At 72.7% G+C, this 13723-nt stretch carries 2 protein-coding genes; both read left to right on the plus strand.

Going from position 1 to position 13723, the window contains the following annotated elements; genetic code table 11:
• The first annotated feature begins 378 nt into the window (after window positions 1-378).
• Window positions 379-4374 carry a non-ribosomal peptide synthetase gene (locus ACZ4O3_RS33545; protein ID WP_467725842.1) on the plus strand — a complete coding sequence of 1332 codons (3996 nt, stop codon included), beginning with the start codon at window positions 379-381 and terminating at the stop codon, window positions 4372-4374.
• Complete coding sequence (locus ACZ4O3_RS33550; protein ID WP_467725844.1) at window positions 4371-13718, plus strand: amino acid adenylation domain-containing protein; 9348 nt, start codon at window positions 4371-4373, stop codon at window positions 13716-13718. Before ACZ4O3_RS33545 ends, ACZ4O3_RS33550 begins: the two co-directional genes overlap by 4 nt.
• Window positions 13719-13723: the final 5 nt, after the last annotated feature.

The raw sequence follows: 13723 nt of genomic DNA on the forward strand, positions 1-13723 counted from the left end.
CGACGCCCAACGTGTGTGGCGTTGGTCACGGTTGACCGCTTAATCGGAGCACATTTAGCATCGACGGAAATGAGCCACCGCACAGGTGGTCGAATAAACAGCAACGTCCGCAATCGCCACCCGCCCGGATCCGTGAAAGCCCGGTTCGAAATCCGGAACGACCTGCTCTCCACGCCGTTCGCGCGGCAGCGTGATGGAGGCTCTGACCAGTACGGACAGCAGAATGTCCCCACAAGGGTCCCGCCGGGGCCCCGGCCTCGTGGGCATTGTTTTCTGGTCGCACATTGATTGCAACGCACGCGTTCCGGACGTCGGTCCGACACTCCGGGAACGCCGTCCCTGATTTCCGCCGCATTCTGTTCTCGTGAAGGGTAATCCGTGTCTTTACCCCGAATCGCAGTCAGTAATCATTTTGACCAGGAGACGGAATCCGCGCCTTTGTCACTGGCGCAGGAGCGTCTGTGGGTCATGGCGCGCATGGACGGAGACGCCAGCGCCGCCTACAACGAGCCGATGCCCTTCGACATCCGGGGGCCGCTGGACCGGGACGCGCTCATCGAGGCGCTGCATCTGCTCGCGGCCCGGCACGAGGCCCTGCGCACCCGGCTGGTCCCCTGTGAAGGTTCGGCTCTTCAGGTCGTCGATCCGCCGGACACGGGGTTCCCGGTGACGTTCGAGGATCTGACGGGGCTGCCGGACCGGGCCGAACGGTTCACACGCATACGGTCCCGGGTGGAGGGCGCCCCGTTCCGTCTGGGCGAGGAGCCGATGGCACGCGGCTGCCTGATAGCGCTCCGACCAGACCATCACGTACTTGTGCTGATGGTCCATCACATCGTCTTCGACGGCTGGTCCCGCTCCCTGCTGCTGAGAGAGCTGGGCCAGGTGTACTCCGCGCTTCAGCGGGGGCAGGACGTCTCCCTGCCCGAACTGACCTGGCAGTACAGCGATTACACGCGCTGGCAGTGGGAGTGGATGGCCGGAGACGAGCCCGCCCCGCACGCCGACTACTGGACCACCGCGCTGGCGGACACCCCGGCCGTGATCTCCCTGCCGACCGATCGGCCCCGGCCGCCCGAACAGGACTTCCGCGGCGACCGGTTGCCCGTGTTCGTCGACGAGGACCTGACACGGGACCTGCGCGCGCTGGCCTCGGACAACGATGTCTCCCTCTACGCGACCGTCCTCACCGGCTGGTCCGTGCTGCTGTCCCTGCTCTCCGGGCAGGACGACATCGTGGTCGGCGCGCCCACGTCCAACCGCCGACGCGGGGACGTCGAGGGTCTGATCGGCTTCTTCGTCAACACCCTCGCCCTGCGCGCGGATCTCTCCGGCACGCCCAGCGTCAGGGACGCCCTGAAGCGGGTGAACCAGCGGATCCGGGACGGCCTCAAACACGTCGACCTGCCCTTCGAGCGAGTCGTCGAACTGGTCAACCCACCGCGAAGCCCTGCCTGCACAGCCCTGTTCCAGACCATGTTCGCCTGGGTCCCCTCCATGCGGAAGGAACTCGAACTTCCGGGCCTGGACGTCGAGTTGCGGCAGGACGCCGCTCACGTACCCGCGAAGTTCGACATGGTCCTGGCCCTGGCCGACGAGGGCCGGCACCTCACCGGGGAGATCGACTACGCGGTGGCGCTCTTCGACCGGGGGACGATCGAACGGTACATACGTCAGTTCCGCCGCGTGCTGCGTCTGATGACCGAGCAGCCCGATGCCGAGATCGCCGACCTGACACTGCTCGACGAGGACGAGCAGCGGAATCTCCTCGCCGCCTTCGGCACGGGCCCCGCCGTGGCCGACCCGGCGCCGGCGGGCGTGCTGGAGCGCTTCGCCGCGCAGGTCCGCGAACGGCCCGGGCAGTGCGCGGTGGCCGCCGGCGGCACGGAACTGGACTTCGCGACGCTCGACCGCCGGTCCAGCCGTCTCGCCCACGCCCTGATCGCCCGGGGCGCCGGTCCCGATCGTGTGGTGGGTCTGCACGCCGGACGCACGGCCGAACTCGTCGTCGGTGTCCTCGGGATCCTCAAGTCCGGAGCGGCCTACCTGCCCCTGGACCCCGGCCAGCCCCCGGAGCGGCTCACCGCCATGGTGACCGACGCCGCGCCTGTCCTCGTGCTGAGCGACCGGAGGGACTCCGCGGACGACCGCGGACAGCCGTGGGAGCACCTCGCGAAGGTGGAGGCGGAGGGCGGGCACGACGAGCCGCCGGCCGTCGGCGCGGAGCTGGCCCGGCTCGCCTACGTCATCTACACCTCGGGATCGACCGGCCGTCCCAAGGGTGTTGCGGTCACGCACGGCAGCGTCGTCAATCTCCTCGACCACTGGCGCGACCTCATGGGGGACGCGCCCGGCGAGGCGGCCTCGGCCTGGTCGAACATCGGCTTCGACGCGTCGGTGCACGAACTCCTCGTCCCGTTGACCACCGGCGCCGTGCTCCACCTGGTTCCCGACGAACTCCGCGGTGACCCGCGGGCGTTGCTGGACTGGATGCGCGAACGCAAGGTCACCCAGGCGTTCCTGCCCCCGTCCTACGTCCTGTGGATCGGCGAGGACCCGGCGGCGCGCCTGGCCGGATCGAGCCTGCGCCAGCTCCTCACCGGGGTGGAGTCCCTGCCCGAGAGCACCCTGCACCGCATGCGTGAGCTGCTGCCCGGCCTGCGCGTCTGCTTCGGCTACGGACCGACCGAGGCCACGCTCTACTCCACCGCCTACACCGATCCACAGCCGTTGGAGAGGCCGTGCCCCATCGGGCGGCCGCTGCGGGGCACTCGTCTGTACCTGCTCGACGGCCGCATGCGCCCGGTGCCCGTCGGAGTGCCCGGAGAGGTCTACCTCGGCGGCGCGAGTCTGGCCCGTGGATATCTGAACCGCCCCGGCCTGACCGAAGAACTCTTCGTCCCCGACCCGTTCGTCCCCGGTGAACGGCTCTACCGGACCGGCGACTTGGCGCGCTGGCTGCCGGACGGCAACGCCGAGTACGTCGGCCGCCGCGACGACCAGCTCAAGCTGCGCGGCTTCCGTATCGAACCGGGCGAGGTCGAGGCGGCGCTGCTGGCGGTCCCCGGGGTGCGGGAGGCCGTCGTCCTGGCCGATCGCGACACACCCGGCGGCCCCCATCTGGTCGCGGGCGTGGGCTGTGACGCCGAGGCCACGCGGATGCCGTACGAGTGGCGTGCGGCCCTCAGGGACCGGCTGCCGGACTACATGATCCCCGCCGTGGTGGCCGAGTTCCCGCGACTGCCGCTGAACCGCAGCGGCAAGGTGGACCGGGCCGAGGTGCTGCGCGCCGCCGCCAAGACCCGTGCGGGGCGGGTCAACGCGGCCGCGCCCCGCGACCATGTGGAGATGGCGCTGTACCGGGTCTGGCGCCGGGTGCTGCTCCATCCCGACATCGGGATAGGCGACAACTTCTTCGAGCTGGGCGGCACTTCGATCTCGGCCATCAAGATGGCGTCCGCCGTCCAGGACGAACTCGGCGTCGCCCTGCCCGTCCGGGACGTCATGCTGCACCCCACCATCGAGGCGCTCGCCGAACGGGTGCGCGGCAGCGGCAGCGAGGCGGGGTCCGCGGGATCCAGCAGTCTGGTCGAGTTCCGTGCGGGCGGCGGCCGACAGCGCGTGGTGTGTGTGCACCCCGCCGGCGGCACCGCGTTCTGCTACCTGCCGCTCTCCGCCGAACTGGCCGACGACATCGGCGTGGTGGGGCTTCAGGCGCCCGGCATCAATCCCGGCGAGTCCACCCTGCCCGGCGTCGAGGCGATGGCGGCGGAGTACCTGCGGCTCGTCGACGCACGGGCCGACGAGGCACTGGTGCTGTGCGGGCTCTCCTACGGCGGTCTGATCGCGTACGAGATGGGCCGTCGCCTGGTGGCGGCCGGTCACGAGAAGGTGAGTGTGGTCCTTCTGGACACCCATGGTGCCCAGGACGACGAGCAGCGCGCCGCGATCACGCCGGTCGGCATGGCGGAGTTCCGGGAGAAGCTGGTGCGCTTCAACGGCATGTACCCGGGTATCGACGACGACCAGGTGGCCCGGTACCTGAACGTCTACAACCACCACCGCGCGACCGGGCGCGACTACGCCGTACCCGAATCACCCGCCCGTGTCGTGCTGATGCAGGCCACGGACGTGGCGGACGAGGACGCGGACACCGAGGACGCCGCCGCCCGTCTGCGCGCGTTCTGGCGGCGTCGCGTCAGCGGTGAGTTCGCGGTCGAGCCGGTCGCCTGCGGTCACTGGGACATGCTGGAGAGCGACGAACTCCCCCGCGTCGCCGCCGTCCTCACCGCCGAACTCCACCGGCTGACGTCCGCGGACGACGCGGGCCAGACGCGGCGCACCACCCCCTCAGGCACGTCGGAGGCACGATGAAACCGCGCGTCGAGACATCCCCCGCCGACGGAGCCGAGGACCCGGACGCCCCGACCGGAATAGCCCTTTCGGTTCACCGCCGGGCCCTGAGGACACCGCATGCCGAGGCCGTCGCCGACGGTGACGTCGGCCTCGACTACGCCACGCTGAACACCGCCGCGGCCCTCGTCGCCCGGGAGCTGCGGCGCCGGGGCGTCACCGCGGGGCAGGCCGTGGCGGTGGCGCTGCCGCGGTCGTGGCGTCTGGTCTGCGTGATGCTGGGCATTCTGCGGCTGGGGGCACAGGTCGTGCCTCTCGACACACAGAGCCCCGCCGAACGCCGTCACTTCATCCTCCGCGACTCCGCCGCGGTCGCCCTGGTCCACGAGACGGCCGGGACCGCCGCTGACCTTCCGCAGGACCTGCCGGCACTCGCCGCGCACGACCTGCTGCCCGGGCCTCCGGAACCCGGTGCCGCCGTGCAGGACCCGTCCGGCCCCGGCGAGGTGTCCTTCCTCTTCTACACCTCCGGAACGACGGGGCAGCCCAAGGGAGTCGAGGTCCGGGACGCCGGGGTGCGGCGGCTGGCACATCCCGGGTACATCCGCATCGAGCCCGGACTGCGCTACGCCTGCCTGGCCAATCCGGCGTTCGACGCGCTGAGTTTCGAAGTCTGGGCGCCCCTGCTGACCGGTGGCTGCTGCGTGGTCCTGCGCGAGGGTGACGTGCAGACTCCCGAGCGGCTCGCCGCGGCGCTGCGGCACGAGCGGGTGGACACCGTCTTCATCACCACGGCGCTGTTCAACGCGATGGTCACGGCCGTGCCGGACTGCTTCGCCGCGGCAGGCGAGGTCCTCGTGGGCGGCGAGCAGCTCGACCCGCGGGTGATGCGCCGCTGGTACCGGGACAACGCCGGCAGCGGCACCCGCCTGTTCAACATCTACGGGCCGACGGAGTCGACCACCTTCGCCCTGTGCCACCCGATCCCGCGGGACTTCGACGGTGACGTGGTGCCGATCGGCCGGCCCCTGCCGCAGACCGGTGCGGTCGTGGTCGTACCGGGTCAGGAGCGGATCGCCGCATCCGGTGAGGTCGGCGAACTCCTGTTGAGCGGGGCCGGACTCGCCGTCGGATACCGCAGCCTTCCCGAGGAGACCGAACGGCGTTTCGTGCGGCTGCCGTGGCTCGACGGCGGCGAGGAGCGGTACTACCGCACCGGCGACCTCGTGCGGACCGACGACGAGGGCCTGATCGAGTACGTCGGGCGAACCGACCGCCAGGTCAAGGTCCGTGGCTTCAGGATCGAACCCGGCGAGGTGGAACGGCGCGTTCTCACCCACCCGGCGGTCCAGCGTGCCTATGTGTGCACGCGCCGCGCGGGCCTGGCGGGGCCCAACGAGCTGCTGGCGTTCGTCGTCCTCCGACGGGACGTGTCCTACGAGGAGTTCGACAGCCACCTGGCGGCCCAGCTGCCCGCCTACATGCGCCCCCATCAGATTCATCTCGTGGCCGAGCTGCCGCTCAACGCCAACGGCAAGGTCGACCGGGCCGCCCTGCTGCGGCAGACCGACCGTCCCTGGCGGCCCGTCGCCTGCGGCCCCGACGGTCCGGCCGTCACGGAGACGGAGCGTCAGGTCGTCGAACTGGCCGAGGAGATACTCGGCACCACAGGTCTCGGGCTGGGCGACCGGTGGATCGCCAGTGGCGGCGACTCGTTGAAGGCGCTCCGGTTCTGCTTCGCCGTGCGACAGCGATGGGGCCGCGAGCTGACGCAGGCGGCGGTCCTCCACGGCGACCTGGCCGACGTCGCCCGCTCCCTCGCCACGGGCCGTCCCAGCGAGCAGAACACCTTGCCGGCACCGGTGGTCTCCGGTGCCCGCTCGGCGCCCGCCGGCAGCGAGCAGCAGCGGCTGTGGCTGCTCCAGCGCCGCGCCCCGGGCTCCCGGGCCTACTCCGTCAACCAGGCCTTCCGCGTGGACGGCCCCGTCGACACCAGTGCCCTGCGGCGGGCGCTGCGCGGCCTGGTGGCACGCCACGAGGCGCTGCGGACGAGCTTCGGCCTCGGCCCGGACGGCCTGGAGCAGACCGTCGGCGAGCCGTACGACCCCTGGCACGAGCCGGGGCCCCGGCGGACCTGGGACGAGGAAGAGGCGCACACCTTCGCCGACACCTTCTTCGCCGAGCCCTTCGACCTCGCCGTCCCCCGCATGCTCCGCGCCTGCTGGCTGCCGCGAGACGGCGGCGGCACCCTGCTGCTGCACCTTCACCACATCGCCGTGGACGGCTGGTCGTTGGGCATCCTGCTGCACGACCTGTCGGCCGCCTACGCCGGAACCGCGCGGCCCGGCACCCCGGCACCGACCCCGCTGGACTTCGCCGTCTGGCAGAACGACCGGTTCGCGAGCCCGGTCTACCAGACACAGCGCGACGAACTCCTGGCGTTCTACCGGGGACTGGCGGATCCCCAGGAGCCGTTGCCCGCCCCGGACGCGGATCCGGCACCTCGGGCCCGCCTGCTGCACACCTCGCTGGACGTCGTCCGGCGGTCGCACGTGGACCAGTTGTGCGCCGAGTTCGGACTGACCCGGTTCCAGATCCTGCTGAGCGTGTTCTCCTGGTGCCTGTACGGCGTGACCGGCCTGGTGCGCCCACGCGTCGCCGCCCCGGTCGCGGGCCGCCCGGTGCGCGAGTGGGAGAACAGCGCGGGCATGATGGCGAACACCGTACTGCTGCCGCTGACCGTCGCACCCGGCGCGGACCTGCGCTCGCACCTCGCCCGCACCGGGACCGACACCGGGCAGGTACTGGGACGCCAGGACGTGGCACTGGCGGACGTGCTGACCGGCTGGGAGGCCGTCGGGGACAGCACACCGTTCGACTTCCTGTTCGTCCTGGAGAACACCGACTTCGGGGCGTTGCGTCTGCCCGGCTGCGTCCCGACCCCCCTGTGGTGGGCGGCACCGGAGGCCAAATGCCCGATGACGGTCTCCGTGGTCGAGCACGCGGACGGGCTCGACGTGCTGTGGGAGTACGCCGAGGACCGGTTCACCGCCGAGGACGTCGAGGCGATGGCGGACCTGTTCCGGCGGGGCGTGGACGCGCTCGCGGCCGGTGGCCGCGGCACCGCGCGTGAACTCGTCGCGCCCTACCGGCGGTCCCTTCCGGTGCACGGGCGCGGACCCGCCCCGGAACCCGGCTTCACCACGATCGCCGAGGGCTTCGGCCGGCAGGTGGCCCGCACTCCGGACGCCCCCGCCGTCGTCACGGCCGACGGCGCCACCCTGAGCTACGCGGCCCTCGACGCCCGTGCCGCGGCCCTCGCCACGGAACTGGCCGGCCGCTACCCGATCCCGGCCGACGGCGGCCCCTGCCGGGCGGCCCTGTACCTGGATCCCTCCGCCGAACACGTGGTGGCCCTGCTGGCCCTGGCAAGGCTGAACGTCACCGCCGTCCCCCTCGACCCCTCCTACCCGGCCGACGTACTGCGCCGGGTCCTGGAACAGGTCGACCCGCTGTGCGTCCTGACCGCGCAGGACGGCTCGGCCACGCTGGACACGCTGCTCCCGGACGGCGTGGTGCGCCATGTCGTCACGGCGGCGGATCCGGCGCGGCACGGCGGCGACGGCACGGGCGCGGAGCACGACCGGCACAGGGGTGACCGGCACCGGGACGACCAACGCCCGGCCGACGCACCGGCGCACGGCTCCACCCGCCCGCTGTACACGCTGTTCACCTCCGGCTCCACCGGCGTCCCCAAGGGCGTGCAGATCTACGACCGCACGCTGTGCGACCTGATCAGGTGGCAGTCCGGTCCTGGCGGCCTGACCGCCCCCGCGGCCACCCAGCAGTTCTCGATGCTGGCGTTCGACGTGTCCTTCCAGGAGATCTTCGGGACGCTGTGCACAGGCGGCGTCCTCCACCTCGTCCGCCCGGAGTGGCGGCAGGACGTACCCGCGCTCCTCGACCGGCTGGACTCCGCGGGCGCCGAGCGGATCTTCATGCCGTACGTGGCCCTGCACCTGCTCGCCGAGTACGCCGTCCGGCTTAACAGGTATCCTGCCCGCCTGCGCGAGGTGGTCACCGCCGGCGAGCAGTTGGTGTGCACGGACAGCATCCGGCGGTGGTTCGCCGGGCTCCCCGGCGCGCGCCTGTTCAACCACTACGGGCCGACCGAGACACATGTGGTCAGTGCCCTGTGCCTGGAGGGGGATCCCGGGCGCTGGCCCGAGCGGCCCGCCATCGGACGCCCGGTGGCCGGCGCCGACCTGCGGGTGGTGGACGCCCAGGGCGACCCGGTCCCGCCCGGCCGCACCGGCGAGCTGCTGATCGGCGGGACCATGACCACCCGCTGCTACCTCGACGCACCCGCGCTCGACGAGACCCGGTTCGTCGAACTCCCCGGCGCGGGACTGTTCTACCGCACCGGCGACCAGGCGTACTTCGACCGTGCGGGCCTGCTGCACTACGCGGGCCGTGACGACCAGCAGATCAAGCTGAGCGGGCACCGGCTGGAACTCGGCTCCGTCGAGGCGGCCCTGCTGCGCCATCCCGCGGTGGCCAATGCCGTCGTCACAGGCGACGGCGGCCGGCTGACGGCGGCCCTGGAGGTACGTGGCGAGGTGCCGTCCGCCGACGGCCTCACCGCGCATCTGTCCGCCCTGCTGCCCTCCTACGTACGTGTGGACCGCTTCCGCAGGCTGGAGAGGCTGCCCCGCACCCCCAGCGGCAAACTGGACCGGCGGGCCGTCCTCCGGGCACCGGGGGAAGAGATACGTCGTTCCGGGACCGCCCGCACGGGCCTGTCGGCCGAGGAGGAGCGCATCAGCGCCGCCTTCGAGGAGGTCACCGGATCGGCGATCGCACCCGATCAGACCTTCTTCGAGGCGGGCGCCTCCAGTCTGACGCTGATGCGCTTCCATCTGCGCTGCACCACCGAACTCGGCCTGCGCTTCAGCGTCGCTGACCTGTTCGAGCACGTCACCGTCCGCTCGCTGGCCCGCCATCTCACCACCCGGCGGCCGCCCACCCGGCCGGCCGCGACGGACGACGGGCCCCCGGGGCGGACCACCGGACCCGGCGAGCCGATCGCGGTCGTCGGCATGGCGGTACGAGTGCCCGGTGCCCCGGACCTGGCCGCCTTCTGGGAGCTGGTGGTCTCCGGCGGCACCGGGATCCGCCGCATCGACGCGCCGGAAGGAGTCGTCGGCGCGCACAGCACGCTCGACGGCATGCTCGACTTCGACCCGGCTCACTTCGGCATCAGCCCGCACGAGGCACGGCTGATGGACCCGCAACAGCGTCACCTGCTGATGGCCGGCGTGCAGGCCCTCGCGCACGCCGGAGTGGCGGACACCTCGGCCACCCGGGTGGGCCTGGTGGCCGGCGCGGGAGAGAACACCTACTTCCAGTCCCTGCTGCGCGAGGCGGACCCCGCCCGGCTGCCGGACAACTTCCAGCTCGCCCTGCACCACGAGAAGGACTTCCTGGCCACCAAGGTCGCCTACCACCTCGGGCTGACCGGCCCCGCCTTCAGCGCCCAGACGGCCTGCTCCAGTTCCCTGGTCGCCGTGCACCTCGCGGCCGGCCTGCTCCGGCAGGGTGAGGCCGACGTGATGCTCGCCGGCGGAGTGCTCGTCGACCCCGGGCTGACCGGCGGGTACCGCTACCGTCCGCAGCACATCTTCTCCGCGGACGGCGACTGCCGGCCCTTCAGCGACGACGCGACCGGCACGGTCGGCGCGAGCGGTGTCGGCGTCGTGGTCCTCAAGACGCTGCGGCGGGCACGACGGGACGGCGACACCGTCTACGCGCTCATCACCGGCTCGGCGATCAACAACGACGGTGGGGCGAAGATGAGCTACACCGCGCCGTCCCTGGCAGGACAGCGCGAGGTGATCCGCACCGCCCTGTCCCGCGCCGGGCGCACCGGCGCCGACCTCGGCTATGTGGAGGCCCACGGCACCGGCACCCGGCTGGGTGACCCGATCGAAGTGGGGGCGCTGCGGCAGGCGTTCGACGTGAGCGAGTCCGGCCGCTGCGCCCTGAGCTCCGTGAAGAGCCAGCTCGGCCACCTGGGCGCGGCCGCCGGTGTGGTGGGCCTGGTACGGGCGGTCCTCGCCGTGCACCACGGGACCCTGCCGCCCAACCTCAACTTCCGTGCCTTCAACCCGGAGATCGGTCCCGACCCGACGCCCTTCCACGTCCCGGCCGAGGCCGTGCCCTGGCCCGAGGGCCGCGAACGGGTGGCCGCGGTCAGCAGCTTCGGGATCGGCGGCACCAACGCCCACGTCATCGTGGAACAGGACACCGCGACGGGAACGGTGGCGGACCGCGAGGTACCCGGGTGCCTCGTCCTGTCGTCCTCCAGCGCGGACGCCCTCGCCGCCGACGCCGCCCGCATCGCCGACTACCTTCGACTGCACCCGCAACGGTACGGGTTCGTGCTGCGTCATCTTCAGGGCGGGCGGGTCGCCCGCCGCCTGCGGGCGGCGGCACCCGTGACGGACGCCGCCGCGGCCGGGCGCTGGCTGCGCGCGGTGGCCACCGGGGCGGTGCCGCTCGGTACCGCGGACCCGGACGCCGCACCGGTCTCCGCGGCCGGCCGCGCGGCCGACGGCCTCGCCGCGGACTGGGCCGCCGGACGCCCCGTCGACTGGGGGGCAGGCTCCGCTCCGGCGCCCTGGGACTTCCCGCCGCCGTCCTTCTCCCTCGCGGAGTACGACTTCGACCGGCCGCCCGAGGAGCCGCGCGAGGCGCCGGCCGCCCCGCCCCGGCGGCTGCCCCGGGAGAACTGGCTGCACCAGCCGCACTGGGTCCGGCTGCGCCGTGCCGCGGTCGCGGACACCTCCGTGCCGGGCGGCCGCGCGTCCGCCGTGGTCGTCGTGGCCTCCGGGAACACTCCGCGGACGGCGCTCGCGCCCTTCAGGGCGGTGGCGTCGCGCGTCGTCCGGGTGCGCCCGGCCGGCTCCTTCGCGCGCAGCGGACCGGACGCCTACGAGGTGGACCCCACCGATCCGGCGTCGCTGCGCCGGCTGCTCGACGCGCTGTCCGAGGACGGTGTCCCGGTCTCCGCCGACACCGAGTGGGTGCACGCCCTGCCCCTCGACGTGACGGGGCCGGTCGGTCCCGTCACCCTGGAACACGCCCGCCGCACCTGCGTGGACGGCACGGCTGCCCTGGCCCAGGCGCTGACCGGGCGAAACGCCTCACCCCGGGTGTGGTGGCTGTCGTACGGCGCCCGGCCCGTGGCGGGTGTGGTGGACAGACCCGAACTGGCGCTCCTCACCGGGCCGGTCGAGGTCGCCCACCAGGAATCGGTCCTGGAGGGCCACTGGCTCGACCTCCCCGACGGCGACCTCGGCCGGTGGGGCGGTCACGTGGCCGCGGTCCTCGCCGAACCGCGTGCGGCCGGGCGTCCCGACCGACCGGCCCTGCCGCGCCAGCTCGCGCTGCGGCAGGGTTACTGGTGGCGGCCGGGCACCGTCCCCGTGGCGGTACCGGAGGGGACGCGCTCCCTCGTACCGGCCGGAGCGGACACCGTCCACCTGGTGCTCGGCGGCACGGGTGGCATCGGCCGGGCCGTAGCCGCCTGGCTGCTCGAACACACCCGCGGCCGGGTGCTTCTGCTGTCGAGGAACCCGCGGCTGCCCGTGGAGCTGAACGGCTGGGCGCACCGCGTCGGGCTCGTCCCGGCGGATCTGGCGGCCATGCCCGTGCACGAGGTCGCGGCGGCCGTCGCCGGCCACACGGCACGGCTGGACGGCGTCGTCCACGCGGCCGGTCTCGGCCACGGAGGGCTGCTCGTACGACGTGACGCCACCGCGATGCGCGAGGCCGCCGCGGTCCGCGACAGGGGCGCACTCGTCGTCGAGCACCTGATCGGAGCCTTCCGCCCGGAGATCGCGGTCTACTGTTCCTCGATGTCCGCCCTGCTCGGCGGTGTCGGCCAGAGCGACTACGCGGCCGGGGCGGGGCTCCTCGACGGCTTCGCCCACCACCGGGCCACCGGGACGGAGACAACCGTCCGGATCGGTATCGACTGGGACATCTGGAGCGAGACCGGGATGGCGACCCGGGTCCGGAACCCGGACAGCCGCCATCAGGCCCACCTCGGGGTCGGCCTGACCGTCGAGGAAGGCAAGGCGGTCTTCGCCGATGCGCTCGCCCTGCAACTGCCGCAACTCCTCGTGTCCACCACCGACATCGAGGTCTCCCGAGCCTTCTACGCGCCGGCCCTGATCGCGGACCGGCCCCCGGGCTCCGGAGCGGTGCCGGCCACGGACGGCGGGGAGACAGACGCGGCCTCCTGCGACACCGGGGGTGCCGGAGCGCGGGCGGACGCCATGGCCCGGGTGGTCCAGGACCTGCTGGGCGTGGCGGAGCTGGACCCCGAGGACTCGCTGTACGACCTGGGCGCGGACTCGCTGACCCTGCTCAGCCTGATCGCCCGGATCGAGGACGACTACGGCGTCGAGTTCGACCTGGCCTCCTTCAGTCACCGTGTCAGTCTCACGGAGATCCTGAAACACATCGAGGCGGCCCTCACCTCCGCCGAGCCCATCGCCGAGTCGGCCGACGGCGCCTGCCGGGTCGTGCTGGACATCTGGCAGGAGGGAACCGGGCCGGCCGTCCTGTGCCTGGTGCACCCGGTGGGCGGAGACATCCAGGCATACCGCGCGCTGGTGGCGGCGCTCGGCCCGGCGCCCACGGTGTGCCTCATCGCCGACCCGGGCCTCCGCGACGCCGGGACGCCCGCATGGTCACTGGCCGAGCGGGCCCGTCACTACGACACGGAACTACGAGAGCGCTTCGGCGGACCGGACCACCGGCTGCACCTCGCCGGATGGTCCTACGGTGCCCGTGTGGCGATGGAGATGGCGGGTCTCGCCGAGTCGGCCGGCCGGCCGCTGGAGGCGCTCTACCTCCTGGATCCGCCACCGCCCCAGGCGCAGGCACTGGTCGCCGCCTACGACGAGGCACATCTGGAAAAGGTGTTCGCCGCCGAACTCGGCGCCGGCGCCTCCTCGTCGCCGGCCGGGCACGCACAGGCCTACGCCGAGAGGCTGGCCCGGTGCTGCCGCGCGAACCTGCGCAGCCTCGGGGAACACCGCGTACGGCCGCTCGTCTCCGTCCCCACGTATCTGTGGCTGGCCGGACACCCCACGGCGGGCATGCCCACCCCCGTGGGTCCTCGGGAGCCGGACCGGCAGTGGGCCACCTGCCTGCCCCCGTCCGCCGTCCTCAGGTCTCTGCCCACGGACCACTACGGCATCGTCGCGGCACCCCACGTGGACACGGTCGCCGAGACGATCAGGACGACGCTGGCGGCATCGGGCACCGCTGCCCGCGGGATCGCCGACCTGTAAACCGC

This window comes from Streptomyces sp. NPDC026515 (assembly GCF_055567595.1).

What these genes read in the sequence shown, in the direction of transcription:
- ACZ4O3_RS33550 (WP_467725844.1), top strand. Translation starts at nt 4,371, where the DNA reads ATGAAACCGCGCGTCGAGACATCCCCCGCCGACGGAGCCGAGGACCCG.